Origin of the sequence: Spirillospora sp. NPDC000708 (assembly GCF_040299565.1) — a bacterium.
In the GTDB taxonomy this organism is placed as follows: Bacteria; Actinomycetota; Actinomycetes; order Streptosporangiales; family Streptosporangiaceae; genus Spirillospora.
Genome location: NZ_JBEPCJ010000007.1, coordinates 104,655 through 121,154 on the forward strand (window position 1 = coordinate 104,655; position 16,500 = coordinate 121,154).

The following is a 16,500-nucleotide window of genomic DNA, read 5'->3' on the forward strand; positions in this document are numbered from 1 at the left end:
ACCTTCCCCAACCGCGCCGCCGCCCAGGCCTGGGGCGAGCCCGGCCGCGCCCGCCACCGACCCCGCACCTTCGGTGCCCGAGCCTGCGGTCGAGTCGCCCCCAGCGCCGCCTAGTGGGCCGCCCGCCACCGCGCCGTCGTCGTCCGCCCCCGCGCCGTCGTCGTCCAAGCCTGTCACCGAGGAAAGTCCGCCCGCGCGTGAGTCCAGCCTGGCACCGCCCGTTGAGCCGTCCCCTGCCGTTCCGTCGCCAGACGCGCCCGCGCCGCCACCCGAGCCCGCGCCCGAGTCGAGCCCTGCGGCTCCCGTGCCCACCACTGGCCCCGTGCTTGCCGCGTCCGCCGTCGAGTCGAGCCCGACCCCGCCTGTCGAGCCGTCCGCCATGCCGTCGCCGGACGCGCCCGCGCCTTCCGCGCCCGCGCCTGAAGCGAGCCCGGCGGCTCCCGCGCCACAGGCGCCATCCACTGACCCGAGCTCGGCACCGCCCGTTGGGCCACCCGCCACGGTGCCGTCGTCGGACGCCCCCGAGCCTTCCGGGCCCGAGTTGAGCCAGGCGGCGCCCCTTGGGCCGTCCGCTGAGATGCTCTCGTCGGACGTCCCCTCGCCGCCGCCTGAGCCCGCGCCCGAGCCGAGCCCTGCGGCTCCCATGTCGTTCGCGCCCACCATCAGCCCCGTGCCTTCCGCGTCCGAGTCCGGCGTTGAGTCGAGCCCGGGGCCGCTCGTTGATCCGCCTGCCGTGCCGTCGCCGGACGCGCCCGCGCCTGAAGCGAGGTCGGAGGCTCCCGCGCTACAGGCGCCCACCGGCGACCCCAGTTCGGCCGGGCCCGTTGGGGCGCCCGCCACGGTGCGGTCGCCGGATGCATCTGCGCCTTCCGCGCCCGTTGATCCGTCAGCCAACGTGCCCTTGTCGGACGCGCCCGCGCCGCTGCCTGAGCCCGTGCCCGAGTCGGGCTCGGCGGCTCCCTCGCCGTTCGTGCCCGAGACCGCCGTTGCGTCGAGCCCGGTGCCGTTTGGTGGGCAGTCCGCCGTGTCGGCGTCGGACGCCTCTGCGTCGCCGTCGTCCGAGCACGTCACGGAGTCGAGCCAAGCAGCGCCGGTTGAACCGACGCCCGCCACGTTCGTGCCCGCGCCATGGTCGGCCGCTCCCGCGTCCTCGGCGCCGCCTACGCCTGCTGGCGAACATCCCTCTGCTGTGCCCACCAGCCCGTCTGCCGCAGCCTCTGTCGTTGAGCCGAACCCGGCGGCGCCAAGTGGGTCGCCTGCCGCAGTGCCGTCGTCGGACGCGCCCGCGCCGTCACCCGAGGGCTTCACCGAGTCGAGCCCGGCAGTGCCTAGCGGGCCGTTTGCCACGGGGTCATCGTCGCCCGCGCCGGGATCGGATACTTCTGCGTCCTCGGCGGCGCCTATGTCCGCTGCTGGGCGACCCGCAGCAGTGCCGCCTGGGCCTTCGGCCGCTGCTTCGCCGGACGGCTCGGGGGCGTCCGAAGGTTCGTTTGGTGCCGTGCAGGGTGGGTCGGTGGGCGGCGTGGGTGCGGTGCCGGGGGCAGGCCGCCAGGCGGATGTGCCGTTTTTGGCCGCGCCGACTCCTGGGCCGCAGGTCGCTGCGCCGTTCGGAGGGACGGTTCGGTCCGTGCCGGAGGACGGGCCGTTCGGGCGGGGAAACGGGGGCGTCCCGGTGCAGGGGGCGGTGCCGCCGGCCGGTGTCGTTGTTGGCGGGGGCCCGGCGCCGAATGGGGGGTTCGTGGCGCCGGTGGGCCGCGGGCCGCGGGCGCTTGTTCCGGCGCGCCGGAGGGGTCCGCGCCGTCCTCCGCTGGTGCTGATCGCGGGCGTCGCCGCGTTGCTGGTGGTCGCTGTGCTGTTCGGCGTGAAGTCGTTCGGCGGCGGGGGGTGCGGTGGACGGCTGGCGCTGAGCGTGGCGGCCGATCCGGCGGTGGCGCCCGCGGTGACCGCGCTGGCCGAGAGGTTCAACGACGCGGACCACGAGGTCGGCGGACGGTGCGTGGAGGTGTCCACGAACACGCTGCCGTCGTCGGCGATGGCGCTGGCGCTGGGCGGGGACAGGTCCGCCGCGCAAGCGCGGGCGGACGCCTATGTCCTCGACTCGTCGCTCTGGCTGGAGATCGCGGGACGGACCGCCGAGCGGACGGGAACCGCGCTGCCGCGGCCGATCGGCTCGGTCGCGAGTTCGCCGGTGGTGTTCGCGGTGGCGAGGGACGCGGCGCCGGGCGCGCTGGCGTGGCGGGCGATGGCGCCGGGCGGGAACGCGTCCCTGCGGCTGCTCGCGCCGGAGCAGAGCGCGGCCGGCATGATCTCGCTGCTCATGGCGAGGCAGGCGGCCGGGACGGGGGACAAGGCGATCGCCGGGTTCACCGGGATCCTGCAGTCCGCGCAGAGCGTGGACGGGTCCGCGCAGGGCGAGGCGGCGGCGTTCGACGGGCTGGTGCGGTTCGGCGGCGGGAGCACGCCCGTGCTGGCGGTGCCGGAGCAGACGGTCTGGCGGCACGCGGTGGCGGGCGGCGCGCCCGTCCGGGCGGTGCCGCCGGCGGACGGCACGATGAGCCTGGACTTCCCGTTGGTCGCCGCGCCGGGGAAGAAGGCGGAGGCGGCGCGGCGGTTCCTGGCGGAGGTCCGGTCCCGGACGGGGGCGGGCGCGCTGGCGAAGGCGGGCCTGCGTCCGGCGGGCGGCGGCGCGGCGCCGGCCGTGTCGGCGGTGACGGGGCTGTCGGCGGTGCCCGCGACGGCCGCGGCGGCGCCGGGCGCGGTCAGCGAGGCGCTGGAGATGTGGCGGCGGATGCATCTCGGCACGCGCATGCTCACGGTGATCGACGTGTCCGGGTCGATGCTGGAGCAGGTGCAGGGGACGGCCCGGTCGCGGATGGCGGTGACGACGGGCGAGGTGGAGAAGGGGATGTCCCTGCTGCCCGACTCCGCCGACATGGGGCTGTGGGCGTTCTCGACCGGGATGGACGGACGGCTTCCGTACAAGGAGCTGGTTCCGGTGGGACGGCTCGGCGCGGCGGACGGCGGGCTCACGCATCGCGCCGCGATGCAGCAGGCGCTCGGCCGGATGCGGGCGAAGCCGGACGGGGACACCGGCCTGTTCGACTCGGTGCTCGCTGCCTACCGCAGCGTCAAGGCCGGCTACCGCGGCGACGCGATCAACATCGTGCTGGTGCTGACGGACGGGAGGAACGATTTCGCGGGCGGTCTGTCGGAGCAGGCGCTGCTGGCGCAGTTGAAGGCGGAGTACGACGCGAGCCGGCCGGTGCAGGTCGTCGGGCTGGGTTTCGGGCCGGGCGTCGATCTCGGCGCGCTGCAGCGCATCGCGCAGGCCACGGGGGGCGCCGCGTACCAGATCCGCGACCCGAGGCAGATCCATGAGCTGTTCCAGCGGTCGGCCGCGTTGAAGATCTGCGACGACCCGCGGCAGTGCCCGGTGGGGTGACGGGTCCCGCGCCTTCGCGCGCACCGGCGTGCGGGGGCGGGTTATCGTGCCGGAAGCTCCCTCAGAGTGCCGGAATGGGTCGAGGTGCGATGGTCGCGTTGCTGCTGGTCCCTGCCGGGTTCGTCGTCGGCCTCCTCCTGGCACCGCTGGCGGCGCCGTTCACCGGTGGCGTCCCGTGGACGCGGCGGACGGCCCTGGGGGTCGTCACGGCGGCCGTCTTCGGGCTGGCGGGGTGGCGGGTCGGGGCGCACGCCGTCCTCGGCGCGCTGCTGTACCTCGCGGCGGTCGGCGCTCTGCTGGCGTTCATCGACGTCGAGGTCAGGCGGCTGCCCGACCGGTTCACGCTGCCCTCCTACGGCGCCGTGGCGGCGCTGCTGGCCGTGGCGGCGCCGTTCACCGGCGGCGGGTGGCGGCATTTCGAGCACGCCCTCATCGGGATGGCGGCGATGTTCGCGCTCTACGCGGTGCAGGCGTTCGCGGTGCCGTCGGGGATCGGGCTGGGGGACGTCAAGCTGTCGGGCGTGCTCGGGCTGTGCCTCGGCTGGTTCGGGGCGCGGGCCTGGGTGACCGGGCTGCTGGCCACCTACCTGCTCGGCGGCGTCATCGCCGTCGGCGTGCTGATCGTCCGGCGGACGCGCAAGGGCGAGTTCCCGTTCGGGCCGTCGATGCTGGTCGGGACGCTCGTCGGGGTGCTCGCGGCCGCCGGGTAGCGCGGCTCACGCGCAGGGGTTCTTCTGGCCGGCCTTGACCCCTCCGGTGATCTTGTTGAGCGTCTGCTGGGCGAAGTGCACGCCGTTCCTGCCGAGGACGAGGCGGACGCCGCCGGCGGGGGCGGAGCCGTCGGCGGTGAGGAGCGCGTCGGGGACGTCGCGGGCCAGCGCCGACGCCTGGGCCTCGGCGGACGGGTTGTAGACCAGCCGGCTCTCGGCGGCGGGCGCGGCCTTCTCCGTCCTCTTCGCGACCTTGAAGCCGCGCCTGCCGAGCTGCTCGACGACCCGCTGGACCGTCGCCTTCGGGGCGCCGGCGGCGACGACGGTGACCCCGACCTTGCCCGGCGCCGGCGGGGCCTGCTCGGCGGGAGCGGGCTTCGCCGGCGCGGCGGGGAGGTCGTTGTCGTGCCGGATCGCGTCGAAGAGCGGCGTGGCCTCGGCCTGGTTCCACTGGACGCGGTTGGGGTCGGGGGCGTAGCCCTCGACCGGGACCGTGACGAACCGGACCTTCCCGGCGTCCATTCCTTTGAGGCCGTCCGCGAGCTTCTTCATGGTCGCGAGGTCGAGGCCGTCGTCGGTCGTCAGCGACCTGGTCGCGGCCTTGAGGAACTTGTAGGTCTTCGCCGGGTCGGTGAGCACCGAGCCGCTGGTGGCCTTGTCGACGACGGCCGCCATGAACTTCTGCTGCCGCTGGATGCGTTCGAGGTCGGAGCCGTTGCCGAGGGAGTAGCGGGCCCGCACGTAGCCGAGGGCCTGGGTGCCCTTGACGGTCTGCCTGCCGGCCTTCAGGTGCAGTTCGGCGCGGGGGTCGTCGACGGGCTTGTCGACGCAGATCTCGACGCCGCCGAGCGCGTCCACCATCCGCTTGAAGCCGGAGAAGTCGACCTGCACGAAGTGGTCGATGTGGATGCCGGTGAGGCTCTCCAGGGTCTTCCACGTGCAGGTCGGCCCGGCCAGGGAGAACGCGGAGTTCAGCATGCCGAACTGGGCGGGGACGGTGCCGCCGCCGTCCTTCTCGCACGGGGGGATCTTCACCATCGAGTCGCGGGGGAAGCTGATGCCGACGGCCTGGTCGCGGTTGGGCGACAGGTGCAGCAGGACCGCGGTGTCGGAGCGGGCGCCGGTGACGCCGTCCGCGGCGTATTTGGCGTTGTCGCCCGCGCGGGTGTCGGACCCGAGCAGGAGGATGTTCAGCGACTTGTTGAGCTTCTTCGGCCGGTTCCCGCCGAGTTGCCCGTCGACGTGCTTCTGGTCGATGCCGCCGACGAGGTCGTGGTAGAGCCAGGCCGCTCCGGCCCCGCCGAGCAGGACGACGCCCGCCGCGCCGATCGCGGTCCAGCGCAGGAACCTGCGGCGGCGCGCCCGCGCCGCCAGGGCCCGCGGCGGGGCGTCGCCGTCGGCGTCGGTGTCGTCGTAGGGCGAGGCGGTGCTGTGGGCGGCGGTGTCCCCCGCGAGGTCGTCGCGGCCGGGGTCTTTGTCGCTCATTCGTCCAGTTTCGGGCTGGCCCTGTCCAGGGCGCGTGGTCTGGGAGGTTCGTCAGTCTAGGCAGGGGGCGGAAGTCACGTACGTCTTCTTGTTGGATGCGCGCTACGCCCGATCTGTTGACGTCTCCGGTTGAATTGTGGCTCGGATCCCTTGCGGCCCTGTTTTCCGTACGATCTCGTCCGTGGACGAGGCGTGGGTGGTCGGCGGCCGGTTCACCATGCTCGACCGGATCGGCGCGGGCGGGACGAGCCGGGTGTGGCGGGCCTATGACCGGGCGGAACGGCGGTACTGCGCGGCGAAGCTCGTGCGGAGCGGTGGCCGGACGTCGGTGCTGCGGGCGATCCGCGAGCAGGCGCTGCGGGTGGCGGACCCGCACGTGGTGACCCCCTACGCGTCGTGCATGGCCGGCGAGGACGTGCTGCTGGCGATGGACCTGGTGAGCGGCGGGTCGCTGGAGACGCTGCTCGGCGACTACGGGCGGCTGCCGCCGGAGTACGCCGCCGAGGTGCTGGACCAGGTGCTGGTCGCGCTGAGCCGCATCCACCGGGCCGGGATCGTCCACCGGGACGTGAAGCCGGCGAACCTGCTGCTGGAGCCGAGCCCGGTCGGGGCGCCGCATGTGCGGCTCGCCGACTTCGGGATCGCGCTCGGCGACGACGGCCTGCGCCTCACCACGACGGGTTTCACGGTCGGCACGCCGGGCTACCTGGCGCCGGAGGTGCTCGACTGGAACCGTCCGGGGCCCCGGCAGGACCTGTACGCGGTGGGCATGGTGGGCTGGCGGATGCTCACCGGCGCGGGCGACCCGGAACCGCGCCAGCGGATCGGCGCGCGGCCCGCGGGCGTGCCGCCGATGCTGTGGACCGTGCTGGGCCACCTGTGCGACCCCGATCCGGCGCGCCGCTTCAAGGACGCGGACGCCGCGCGCCGGGCGCTCGCCCCCCACCGCACGGACCTGCGGTTCCCCGCGCTCACCCTCGACGGAGAGCCGCTGCAGATCTTCGACCATCTCGGCCCGCCGCCCGCCCACCCCCGCTGACCGCGACCGAGCGCCGCGCCGCCGAAGGCGCGGGTCGGCGTTCGTCGCCCGCGACCGTGCGCCGCGACCGCCGACGGATCGGGTCGGCGGTCCTCGCCCGCGACCGAGCGCGGGCGAGGGTCACGTCTTGTCGAAGGTGATGTCGACGCGGCGGTTCTTGGCCCGGCCGGACGGGTTGTCCTTGCCGCCCACGAGGTTGGGCGCGATGGGACGCGTCTCGCCGTAGCCCCTGGCCTCGATCCGCAGGGCGGTGCCGCCGAGTGCGCGGACCAGCTCGGCCTTGACGGCATCGGCCCGCTGCTGCGAGAGGTCGAGGTTGTAGGACGGGGAGCCGACCGAGTCGGAGTGGCCGGAGACCTGCACGGCGCCGCGCGCGTCGCGGAGGCGCGGCGCGAGGTCGGCGATGCGGCGGCGGGCGGCGTCGGTGAGCTCGGCCTTGCCGAAGTCGAACAGGACGTCCGCCGAGATGTGCACGGTGACCTGCGAGCCGTTGTCGTCCTCGGTCTCGAGCGGGACGACGGCCCGGGTGAGGTCGATGGCGCGCACCGCGCCGGCCGTGCCGATGGTCTTGACGGAGGCGGCGATGTTCGCGTCGGGGACGACGGGGTCGGTGTCGGCTCCGGCCTGGCCGGGGACCGAGTGGGAGGCTGAGGCGGCCAGCAGCACGGCGGCCGCGACGGCGATCGTCCGGCGCACGCCGCTCACCTCTCGACGGGGACGTCGCGGAACGCCGGCCACGAACCGAGCTGGACGTCGATGCTCTTCACGTTCTCGGGCGGCGCGGCGAACGTGTGGGTCGTCAGGGTGGCCTGGTCGTTGGGCAGGTTGGTCAGGACGTCGTCGCTCTGGAGGTTGTGGCTGGCGGAGTCGGACACGACGACGTAGCGCTTGAGGTTCACCGCGTCGATCAGCGACGCGTCCAGGCCGTGCTCCCCGTTGAGGCGGTAGGGGGTCGGGGTGTTGGCGCTGCCGGTGACGTGCGGGGTCCACTGGAGCGCGAGGGTGGCGAGCCGGCCCTTGACCCGCAGGCCCATGACCGCGATGTCGACCTTGGCGCCGGGCGCCATCGGGCTGTCGAAGGTGGCCTTGGCCACCGGCTTGTCGAAGCGGTCGACGAACGCCTTGCCGGCCGCTCCCTGCACCGCGCCGCCGGGGCCGCGGCCGGAGCCGCCGGAGCCGCCGTCCGAGCCGCCGCCGGACGTGGAGCAGCCGGCCAGCGCACCGGCGAGGAGGAGGGCGGCCGCCGCCGTCGCGGCCGGGCGGTGTGACAGGCGCATGTACTGCCCTTTCCGTTTCGTCGCATATGCAAAGATCGCTCCCCGTGGCACCATGGTGGCGAGGCCATAGTGCGTCATTGCGTCTGAGAATCTAGCGTTTGCAACTGTGAAGAGTCAAGGGGGGCGGCGAAAGTGGGCGTTGCCGCGGAGACGGTCGTGCGGAACCGGGCGCTGCAGACCGAGTGGTACGGCGAGCCGCTGGGCGATCGCGTCCGCCGGCTCCTGGACCGCCTCGGCCTCTCGCAGTCGGCGCTCGCCGGCGTCCTCGGCCTGTCCGCGCCGATGCTCTCCCAGCTGATGTCGGCGCAGCGCGCCAAGATCAGCAACCCGGCCGTCCTGCACCGGCTGCTGGCCGCCGAGGAGCTCGCCGCCGACCCCGGCTTCGGCGCGCTGGGCCCGGCGGAGGTCAAGGAGCGGCTGAAGGCGATCAGTGCCGAGTCGGCTGCGACGACCTCGGGCCTGCGCGCCGCGACCTCCGGCCATGTCCCGGCCGGGGCCGCCCCCGCCGAGGGGGCACCGCAGGGTCCCGGGGTGGCGGACGGCGCGCCCGTCCACGTGGAGCAGCCGGCGCGGCTCGTCCAGGCGCTGCTGCGCGAGGTCGCCTCGGCCGCCGAGATCGAGGCCGCCGCCGCGCTCATCGGCGACCGCTTCCCGGACCTGGCGGAACTGCTCCGCGTGTACGGCAACGGCCGCACGAGCGAGGCCGAGGCCCACTACGCCCGGATCATCCGGGACGCCCGCGGTTACTGAGCGCGTTCACCGGCCGCCCGCGCGCCCCCGGCGGCGCGATGGCCATTCGGTCATGCCGCGGCGCGCTCGTCTCGATTCCGCTGGGCCATAACGACTGGTTATGGGAAGCGGGCGGTGCCGTATCGCCTTTCGGGGGCTAAAGTCTGTGGTCAGGGTCACATGCGGGTCTGGCTGTTATGTATGTCACAGCTCCTGTGGGAAGGCGTAAGGTCGCTTCGCTGGAAGCGCACACGAGGCGTCACCGCGCGCATGCGGGACGGCGCCTCAGGCCGGGCGCGACGGCCGCGCGAGTGCGCTCAGACCGTGGTACGGGGACACGACGACCCGAGCTCAGGAGAGCGATCGATGAGCACTGTGGAGGCGCCGGCCAAGTCGCGCGCCCAGATCAAGGAACGCACGCTCCGCAAGGACAACTGGCGCCTGTATCCGATCACGACGTTCGTGATCTTCACGGCGTGGGTGGTGTACGCGACCGTCAGGGCCTTCTGGGGCGCGGCGTTCTACGTCCCCCAATACCACTACCTGACGCCGTTCTACTCGCCCTGTCTGAACGACATCTGCAACAACGTCACCGTCGACGGCCACACCGGCGACGCCGCCGAGTTCGGCACCTTCCTGCCGGCCGGCACGAGGGGCTTCATCCCCTTCGCCATCATCACGCTGCCGTTCCTGCTGCTGTTCCGGCTGACCTGCTACTACTACCGCAAGGCCTACTACCGCTCGTTCTGGGCGTCGCCGCAGGCCTGCGCGGTGCGCGAGCCGCACGGCAAGTACACGGGCGAGCGCCGCTTCCCCCTCATCGGCCAGAACCTGCACCGCTACTTCTGGATGGCCGCGTTCCTCATCTCCGTCATCAACACCTGGGACGCGATCCGCGCCTTCCACGGCAAGGACGGCGGGTTCGGCATCGGGCTCGGCACCGTCATCCTGGTCGCGAACGTGGTGCTGCTGTGGCTGTACACGCTGTCGTGCCACTCGTGCCGGCACATCGTCGGCGGGCGGCTGAAGAACTTCTCCAAGCATCCCCTCCGGTACCGCATGTGGGGCTGGGTCTCCAAGATCAACCAGAACCACGGGACCTACGCCCTGATCACGCTGGGCTCGCTGGTGGTGGCCGACGCCTACGTCGCGTTCGTGGCCGGCGGCGTCTTCTCCGACCCCCGCATCTTCAACTGAGGCCAAAGGATCATGACTGAGATCGAGAGGCACGCCTACGACGTCGTGGTGATCGGTGCCGGCGGCGCCGGGCTGCGGGCGGCGATCGAGGCCCGCCTCCAGGGCAAGAAGACCGCGATCATCTCCAAGTCGCTGTTCGGCAAGGCGCACACGGTGATGGCGGAGGGCGGCGCCGCCGCCGCGATGGGGAACGTCAACCCCAACGACAACTGGCAGGTGCACTTCCGCGACACCATGCGCGGCGGCAAGTTCATGAACAGCTGGCGGATGGCCGAGCTGCACGCCAAGGAGGCGCCCGAGCGCATCTGGGAGCTGGAGCACTGGGGCGCGCTGTTCGACCGCACCAAGGACGGCAAGATCAGCCAGCGGAACTTCGGCGGGCACGAGTACCCGCGGCTGGCGCACGTCGGCGACCGGACGGGCCTGGAGCTGATCCGCACCGCGCAGCAGAAGATCGTCGCGCTGCAGCAGGAGGACCACGCCGAGCACGGCGACTACGAGGCCCGGCTCAAGGTGTGGGCCGAGACGACCGTGACCCGGCTGCTCAAGGACGGCGACCGGATCTGCGGCGCGTTCGCCTACGTCCGCGAGACCGGGAAGTTCGTGGTGTTCGAGGCGCCCACGGTGGTGCTGGCGACCGGCGGCATCGGCAAGGCGTTCAAGGTCACCTCGAACTCCTGGGAGTACACCGGCGACGGGCACGCGCTGGCGCTGCTCGCCGGCGCGACGCTGCTGAACATGGAGTTCGTGCAGTTCCACCCGACCGGCATGGTCTGGCCCCCCTCGGTGAAGGGCATCCTCGTCACCGAGTCGGTGCGCGGCGACCGCGGCGTCCTCAAGAACTCCGAGGGCCGGCGGTTCATGTTCGACTACGTCCCCGAGGTCTTCAAGAACCAGTACGCCACCACCGAGGAGGAGGGCGACCGCTGGTACGACGACCCCGACAACAACAAGCGGCCCCCGGAGCTGCTGCCACGCGACGAGGTGGCCCGCGCCATCAACTCCGAGGTGAAGGCCGGCCGGGGATCGCCGCACGGCGGCGTGTTCCTCACCGTCGTCGACCGGATGCCGGGCGGCGCCGCGGAGATCGTCCGGCGGCTGCCGTCGATGCACCACCAGTTCAAGGAGCTGGCGGACGTCGACATCACCAAGGAGCCGATGGAGGTCGGCCCGACCTGCCACTACGTGATGGGCGGCGTCGAGGTCGACCCGGACACCGGGGCGGCGAAGGTGCCGGGGCTGTTCGCGGCCGGCGAGGTCTCGGGCGGCATGCACGGCTCGAACCGGCTCGGCGGCAACTCCCTGTCCGACCTGCTGGTCTTCGGCCGCCGGGCCGGGCTCGGCGCGTCGGAGTACATCGACGCCCTTCCTGAGCGCCCCAGCGTCCCGGAGTCGGAGGTCGAGGCGGCGGTCGCGGAGGCGCTCGCGCCGTTCGAGCGGGAGGACGGCGAGAACCCCTACGCCGTGCACGCCGAACTCCAGCAGACGATGAACGACCTGGTCGGCATCATCCGCAAGGAGGCGGAGCTGCAGCAGGCGATCGAGGCGCTTGGCAAGCTCCGCGAGCGGGTCGCCAACGTCGGCGTCACGCCGGTCGCGGTGGGCGACGACGGGCGCGGCTACCACCCGGGCTGGCACCTGTCGCTGGACCTGCGGAACATGATGCTGGTGTCGGAGGCCGTCGCGAAGGCGGCGCTGGAGCGGCAGGAGAGCCGCGGCGGGCACACCCGCGACGACTACCCGCAGATGTCGGCGGAGTGGCGGAAGGTGAACCTGGTCTGCAGCCTCGCCGGCGACCCGTCGTCCCCGCACGTCGAGCTGACGCGCCAGCCGATGGTGCCGATGCGCGAGGACCTGCTGGGGCTGTTCGAGACCGACGAGCTGAAGAAGTACCTCACGGCCGAGGAGCTGCCGGCCGACGTGGCCGCCGAGCCGGTGTCGCCGGAGGCGTCGGCCGAGGCGTCCGAGGGCGCGGCGGCGGCCGAGGGGGCGCCCTCCGCGGACGCGGTCGCGAAGGCGGACGAGGAGACCGATGCGACCGCCGCGGGCGCCGCTGGGGACGACGAGGAGGGCGAGCAGTGAGCTACGAGGCCAAGTTCAAGGTCTGGCGCGGCGACGACGGCGCGGGTGAGCTGACGGACTACACCGTCGAGGTGAACGAGGGCGAGGTCGTCCTCGACATCATCCACCGCCTGCAGGCCACGCAGGCGCCCGACCTCGCCGTCCGGTGGAACTGCAAGGCCGGCAAGTGCGGCTCGTGCTCGGCGGAGATCAACGGCATGCCGCGGCTGATGTGCATGACGCGGATGTCCACCTTCACCGAGGACGAGACGATCACCGTCACCCCGATCCGGACGTTCCCCGTGATCCGCGACCTCGTGACGGACGTGTCGTTCAACTACGAGAAGGCGCGGCAGATCCCCTCGTTCGACCCGGGCGAGGTGAAGCCGGGCGAGTTCCGGATGCAGCAGGAGGACGTCGAGCGCTCGCAGGAGTTCCGCAAGTGCATCGAGTGCTACCTGTGCCAGAACGTCTGCCACGTGATCCGCGACCACGAGGAGAACAAGCCCGAGTTCGCCGGGCCGCGGTTCCTCATGCGGATCGCGGAGCTGGAGATGCACCCGGCCGACCAGGCGGACCGGCGTGAGATCGCGGCGAAGGACCACGGCCTCGGGTTCTGCAACATCACCAAGTGCTGCACCGAGGTGTGCCCCGAGCACATCAAGATCACCGACAACGCGCTGATCCCGATGAAGGAGCGGGTCGTCGGCCGCAAGTACGACCCGGTCGTGTGGCTCGGCACCAAGCTCGGCATCGTCAAGAAGGGGCAGGACACCCCGTCCGCCTGACCGGTGGACGGCGCCCGGGACGGCGGGCGGCGACGGCGGGCGGCGATGCCCCCGGACCGCCGCCCGCCGTTCCGCCGTTCCCCATGAACGCCGTGCTTCCATGAAGGCCGTGCGCCCCCGTGAACGCCCTGCCCATGAACGCCGTGCCTCCATGAACGCCGTGCTCGCCGCCGGGGGCACGGCGCCCCTGTCCACCGTGCCTCCGCGCAAGCCGGACGCGCGCGACCTGCCGGCCGCACACGCCGCGATCAACCCTGGCGCCCGCCCGTCCCGCTGAATAGGGAAGAGTGCACACAACGCGTGACAAATTCGTGATTATCCCCCGGGACTCGCACCGCCGGGTTCCCCTTAGCGTGGTGGGCATGAGCCCCCTCGAACCGGGTTCGTTCCTTGCCGAGCTGACCCCGGAGGAACGCGGCGACCTGGAATCCCGCGGCCGCGTCCGCGAGTTCGCCCGGGGGGACATGCTGTTCGTCGAGGGGGACCGGTCCAGCTGGGTGGCGGTCCTGCTGAGCGGGCGGGTCAAGGCGTTCTCCTACCGCGAGCACGGCGGCGAGGCGCTGCTCGCGGTGCGCGGCCCGGGCGCGCTGCTCGGGGAGGTCGCCGCGATCGACGGGCTGCCCCGCTCCGCCACCGTCGCCGCGCTGGAGCCGGCGCGCGCGCTGGCCGTCACGGCCGAGGAGTTCATGGCGTTCCTCCAGGCGCACGGCCGCGTGTCCATCATCATCATGCGGATGCTGTGCCAGCGCTGGCGCGACGCGGACCGCAAGCGCGTCGAGTTCGGCATGTTCGACGCGACGGGCCGGGTGGCGCAGCGCCTCGTCGAGCTGGCGGAGCGGTTCGGGCAGCCCTACGAGGGCCGCGCGGGCGCGGCCGGGCGGGCCGGCGGCCAGAGCGGGCAGAGCGGGCAGGGCGGCCAGAGCGTCCGGATCACGCTGAACCTGTCCCAGGAGGAGCTGGCCGGGTGGGTCGGCGCGTCGCGGGAGGCGGTCAGCAAGGCGCTGCGGACGCTGCGGCGGCACGGCTGGATCGAGACGGGCCGGCGCCGGCTGATCGTCCACGACCTCCAGGCCCTGCGCCGGCACGCGCGCTAACGGCCAAGGCGGTCGCGGGCGGCGCCGGTGCGGGCCCGTACTCTGTGCAGGATGCAGTTACAGCAGCTCGCCTACTTCGTCGCGGTCGCGGAGGTTCGCCATTTCACGCAGGCCGCGGAGCTCCTGCGGGTGGCGCAGCCGTCGCTGTCCAAGCAGATCCGCGCGCTGGAGACCGAGCTGAACGCGCCCCTCTTCTCTCGCGCGCGCGGGAACATCACCCTGACGCCCGCCGGGGAGGCGCTGCTGCCGCTGGCCAAGCGCATCCTGGCCGACGTCGACACGGCGCGGCTGGAGGTGCAGGAGCTGACCGGGCTGCGCCGCGGACGCGTGCGGCTGGGCGCCACGCCGTCGCTGTGCGCGGGGCTCCTCGCGGACGTGCTGCGCCGCTTCCATGACGCCTATCCCGGCATCCAGCTGCTGGTGGAGGAGGGCGGGTCGCGGGACCTGGTGAAGGAGCTGACCCGCGGGTCGCTCGATCTGGCCCTGGTCATCCTGCCGCTGCACGGCGACCCGCCGCTGGACACCAGCCCGATACTGCGCGAGTACCTGGTGGTGGCCTCCCCTGTGGGCACCGACGACGGCGACGCCAGGGCGGTGCAGATGCCGCGCCGCTCCTACCTCCGCATCGAGGACCTGCGCAACCGTCCGCTGGTGATGTTCCGGTCGGGCTACGACCTGCGCGAGGCGACGATCAGCGCGTGCCGCGCGGCCGGGTTCGAGCCGCGGTTCGCCGTCGAGGGCGGCGAGATGGACGCCGTCCTGCGGTTCGTCGAGGCGGGCCTCGGGGTCGCGGTCGTCCCGAGCATGGTCCTCGCGGGACGTCCGGGCCTGCGCGGGACGCCGCTCGTCCTGGCCGACGAGGAGGCCCGGCGCGGCCACCACGGGACCGGCCTCCTGCGCACGATCGCGCTGGCGCACCGCAAGGACGTCGACCTGACGCACGCGGCCCGCGCCTTCCAGGACCTCCTGATGACGTTCCTCGTGGAGGCGGGCGCGGCGGGCGACCTTCCCGCCGGGGTGGAGAGCCTCGTCCGCGACTGATCCGGCCGCCCTTCGCCCGCTCGACGCGCGGGACGGTCAGCGTCGGCGGGACGGTCAGCGCAGGTCGTCGGCGGCCTCGCGGTAGGCGTCGGCGGCGCGCCGGAAGTAGTCGAAGAGGACGGCGCGCTGCTCGGGCGCGTACCCGCCGATGATCTCGCCGATCCGCTGGCGGGCGGGCGCGAGGACGCGGTCCAGGTCCGCGGGTTCGCCGACGGGCTCGACGATCACCTTGCGGCGGTCGCCGGGGACGGGGACGCGCCGGACGTACCCGGCCTCCTCCAGCCGGTCGATCAGCCGGGTCGTCGGCCCCGTCGTCAGCCCGGTCCGCGCGGACAGCTCGCCCGGTGTCATGGCCCCGGCGAGGTCGAGGATGTTCAGCGCGTACAGGTCGGTGGCGCCGAGCCCGCAGGCGCGGGCGCCGGCGTGCCCGTGCAGCATGACGGCGCTGAGGTAGCGCCGGTAGGTCTCCGATTCCGGCTCGGGCGTTGACATGCGGCCTCCCGCTGCTTAATCTCTTCTTCAAGGAAGAGAAATCTTCAAAGCAGAAACTTCTACAGAGAAGCTACCACGGGAGGGCTCCGCCATGACCGACACCGATGCGATCCGCGCCCTGTTCGAGCAGCTCACCGACGCCTGGGACCACGGTGACGGCGCCGCCTACGGCGCCTGCTTCACCGCCGACGCCACGTACATCACCTACGTCGGCACCCTCTACCGAGGCGCCGAGGAGATCGGCACCGCGCACCAGGCGCTCTTCGACAGCTTCCTGAAGGGCACGAAGCTCGCCTGCGAGATCGTCGACATCCGCATGACGACGCCCGACAGCGCCGTGGTCATCACCCGGGGCGACACGTACAAGAAGGCCCCCGGCAAGCTGAAGAAGCTCCAGACGAACACCGCCGTCCGCGGCGCCGATGGCCGGTGGCGGCTCGCGGCCTTCCAGAACACCCTGCACAAGTCCCTGATGGAGGCCGTCTCCTTCAGGTTCCAGCCCGCCACGAAGCCCGCCGCCGAGCTCGCCTAGAAACCCGCCGCGGGTTCCGCGGCGAACCCGGCCGCATGACCCGCGAACCGCTGATCCGGTTCGGCGCACCGGCCGGCGGCGGCGTTGTACGGTTGCGGGACGGGCGGCGGGCGGCGAGGGGAGGCCGGTGTGGAGCACCGCACCTCCCGGCAGCGGCGCCTGGTGATGCTGCTGGCGGGCTTCTTCGGCTTCGCCATGACGGCCACCCTGTCCGTCGTCCCGAACGCGGCGGCCGTCGAGATCGTCCGGATCGGAACGGCGGCGGCCGCGAGCGGCACGGGCTCGCGGGGCCTCGCGGCCTCGCCCGTCCGGGACCGCCGCTCCACGCCCGCCTGGCCGCGGTTCTCCGCGGCGGACGTCCACCTGTGGAAGCGGCTCGGGTTCGTCTCCGGCGAGAAGGCGGGACAGCACGCGGTCCTGCCGTCGGCCGCTCCCGACCTGGCGCTGCAGCGGGTCCGCGTCGCGGCCGCCCGGTCGCGCACGGTCGTCCCGGCGTCCGTCCGCACCGGCACCGTCCAGGTGCGCGGGCCTCCACTCCGCACGGGTTCCTGACGCTCACCAGTCACCGGCCGCAGTAGTCCTGCGGACGCTGCGGCGTACCCGTACGGAGGCC

16 protein-coding genes are annotated in these 16,500 nt (G+C 73.1%); 12 read left to right on the forward strand and 4 right to left on the reverse strand.

Annotation, left to right across the window (positions count from 1 at the left end; genetic code table 11):
* Positions 1-1,810: 1,810 nt before the first annotated feature.
* Positions 1,811-3,442: a substrate-binding domain-containing protein gene (locus ABT299_RS08060; protein ID WP_500250171.1), complete on the forward strand. Its 1,632-nt coding sequence runs from the start codon at positions 1,811-1,813 to the stop codon at positions 3,440-3,442.
* Between the two features lie 74 nt (positions 3,443-3,516).
* Positions 3,517-4,152: a prepilin peptidase gene (locus ABT299_RS08065; RefSeq protein ID WP_241756308.1), complete on the forward strand. Its 636-nt coding sequence runs from the start codon at positions 3,517-3,519 to the stop codon at positions 4,150-4,152.
* 6 nt (positions 4,153-4,158) lie between these two features.
* On the opposite strand, the gene ABT299_RS08070 is transcribed toward ABT299_RS08065, so the two are convergent.
* Positions 4,159-5,637, reverse strand: coding sequence for an LCP family protein (locus ABT299_RS08070; protein ID WP_500250172.1), 1,479 nt, complete (start codon positions 5,635-5,637; stop codon positions 4,159-4,161).
* Between the two features lie 181 nt (positions 5,638-5,818).
* Between ABT299_RS08070 and ABT299_RS08075 the strand changes: the two genes are divergently transcribed.
* Positions 5,819-6,676, forward strand: a complete 858-nt coding sequence (locus ABT299_RS08075; protein WP_500250173.1) for a serine/threonine-protein kinase — start codon at positions 5,819-5,821, stop codon at positions 6,674-6,676.
* 120 nt (positions 6,677-6,796) lie between these two features.
* Here ABT299_RS08075 and ABT299_RS08080 read toward each other — a convergent pair whose 3' ends face one another.
* Both ABT299_RS08080 and ABT299_RS08085 read right to left on the reverse strand, forming a co-directional pair.
* Entirely contained in the window at positions 6,797-7,372 is a 576-nt protein-coding gene (locus ABT299_RS08080) for an OmpA family protein (protein WP_500250174.1), read from the reverse strand.
* A 5-nt stretch (positions 7,373-7,377) separates the two neighbouring features.
* Positions 7,378-7,953 carry a hypothetical protein gene (locus tag ABT299_RS08085; RefSeq protein ID WP_500250175.1) on the reverse strand — a complete coding sequence of 192 codons (576 nt, stop codon included), beginning with the start codon at positions 7,951-7,953 and terminating at the stop codon, positions 7,378-7,380.
* A gap of 132 nt (positions 7,954-8,085) precedes the next feature.
* On the opposite strand from ABT299_RS08085, the gene ABT299_RS08090 reads away from it, so the two are divergent.
* The 7 genes from ABT299_RS08090 (at position 8,086) to ABT299_RS08120 (ending at position 14,863) form a co-directional block, all read left to right on the forward strand.
* Positions 8,086-8,703: a hypothetical protein gene (locus tag ABT299_RS08090; protein WP_500250176.1), complete on the forward strand. Its 618-nt coding sequence runs from the start codon at positions 8,086-8,088 to the stop codon at positions 8,701-8,703.
* Positions 8,704-9,048: 345 nt separating this feature from the next.
* Complete coding sequence (sdhC, locus tag ABT299_RS08095) at positions 9,049-9,879, forward strand: succinate dehydrogenase subunit SdhC (protein ID WP_190865531.1); 831 nt, start codon at positions 9,049-9,051, stop codon at positions 9,877-9,879.
* Between the two features lie 12 nt (positions 9,880-9,891).
* Positions 9,892-11,961 carry a fumarate reductase/succinate dehydrogenase flavoprotein subunit gene (locus ABT299_RS08100; protein ID WP_190865528.1) on the forward strand — a complete coding sequence of 690 codons (2,070 nt, stop codon included), beginning with the start codon at positions 9,892-9,894 and terminating at the stop codon, positions 11,959-11,961.
* Complete coding sequence (locus ABT299_RS08105; RefSeq protein ID WP_190865526.1) at positions 11,958-12,728, forward strand: succinate dehydrogenase/fumarate reductase iron-sulfur subunit; 771 nt, start codon at positions 11,958-11,960, stop codon at positions 12,726-12,728. Before ABT299_RS08100 ends, ABT299_RS08105 begins: the two co-directional genes overlap by 4 nt.
* A 151-nt stretch (positions 12,729-12,879) precedes the next feature.
* Complete coding sequence (locus ABT299_RS08110) at positions 12,880-13,005, forward strand: hypothetical protein (RefSeq protein ID WP_277820181.1); 126 nt, start codon at positions 12,880-12,882, stop codon at positions 13,003-13,005.
* Positions 13,006-13,090: 85 nt separating this feature from the next.
* Complete coding sequence (locus ABT299_RS08115; RefSeq protein WP_500250177.1) at positions 13,091-13,822, forward strand: Crp/Fnr family transcriptional regulator; 732 nt, start codon at positions 13,091-13,093, stop codon at positions 13,820-13,822.
* 51 nt (positions 13,823-13,873) lie between these two features.
* Positions 13,874-14,863 carry a LysR family transcriptional regulator gene (locus ABT299_RS08120; protein ID WP_387022890.1) on the forward strand — a complete coding sequence of 330 codons (990 nt, stop codon included), beginning with the start codon at positions 13,874-13,876 and terminating at the stop codon, positions 14,861-14,863.
* 54 nt (positions 14,864-14,917) lie between these two features.
* On the opposite strand, the gene ABT299_RS08125 is transcribed toward ABT299_RS08120, so the two are convergent.
* On the reverse strand, positions 14,918-15,355 hold the full coding sequence (locus ABT299_RS08125; protein ID WP_500250178.1) for a MarR family winged helix-turn-helix transcriptional regulator: 438 nt from the start codon (positions 15,353-15,355) through the stop codon (positions 14,918-14,920).
* A 91-nt stretch (positions 15,356-15,446) separates the two neighbouring features.
* Between ABT299_RS08125 and ABT299_RS08130 the strand changes: the two genes are divergently transcribed.
* Complete coding sequence (locus ABT299_RS08130) at positions 15,447-15,887, forward strand: SgcJ/EcaC family oxidoreductase (protein WP_500250179.1); 441 nt, start codon at positions 15,447-15,449, stop codon at positions 15,885-15,887.
* Between the two features lie 129 nt (positions 15,888-16,016).
* Positions 16,017-16,439 (forward strand): hypothetical protein, encoded by a 423-nt coding sequence (locus ABT299_RS08135; protein ID WP_500250180.1) that lies wholly within the window; start codon positions 16,017-16,019, stop codon positions 16,437-16,439.
* Positions 16,440-16,500: the final 61 nt, after the last annotated feature.

Excerpts from the sequence above, each read along its gene's own strand:
- ABT299_RS08065 (WP_241756308.1), top strand. The coding sequence starts at position 3,517 with ATGGGTCGAGGTGCGATGGTCGCGTTGCTGCTGGTCCCTGCCGGGTTC.
- ABT299_RS08070 (WP_500250172.1), bottom strand. The coding sequence starts at position 5,637 with ATGAGCGACAAAGACCCCGGCCGCGACGACCTCGCGGGGGACACCGCC.
- ABT299_RS08085 (WP_500250175.1), bottom strand. The coding sequence starts at position 7,953 with ATGCGCCTGTCACACCGCCCGGCCGCGACGGCGGCGGCCGCCCTCCTC.
- sdhC (WP_190865531.1), top strand. The coding sequence starts at position 9,049 with ATGAGCACTGTGGAGGCGCCGGCCAAGTCGCGCGCCCAGATCAAGGAA.
- ABT299_RS08100 (WP_190865528.1), top strand. The coding sequence starts at position 9,892 with ATGACTGAGATCGAGAGGCACGCCTACGACGTCGTGGTGATCGGTGCC.
- ABT299_RS08110 (WP_277820181.1), top strand. The coding sequence starts at position 12,880 with ATGAACGCCGTGCTCGCCGCCGGGGGCACGGCGCCCCTGTCCACCGTG.
- ABT299_RS08115 (WP_500250177.1), top strand. The coding sequence starts at position 13,091 with ATGAGCCCCCTCGAACCGGGTTCGTTCCTTGCCGAGCTGACCCCGGAG.
- ABT299_RS08120 (WP_387022890.1), top strand. The coding sequence starts at position 13,874 with ATGCAGTTACAGCAGCTCGCCTACTTCGTCGCGGTCGCGGAGGTTCGC.
- ABT299_RS08125 (WP_500250178.1), bottom strand. The coding sequence starts at position 15,355 with ATGTCAACGCCCGAGCCGGAATCGGAGACCTACCGGCGCTACCTCAGC.
- ABT299_RS08130 (WP_500250179.1), top strand. The coding sequence starts at position 15,447 with ATGACCGACACCGATGCGATCCGCGCCCTGTTCGAGCAGCTCACCGAC.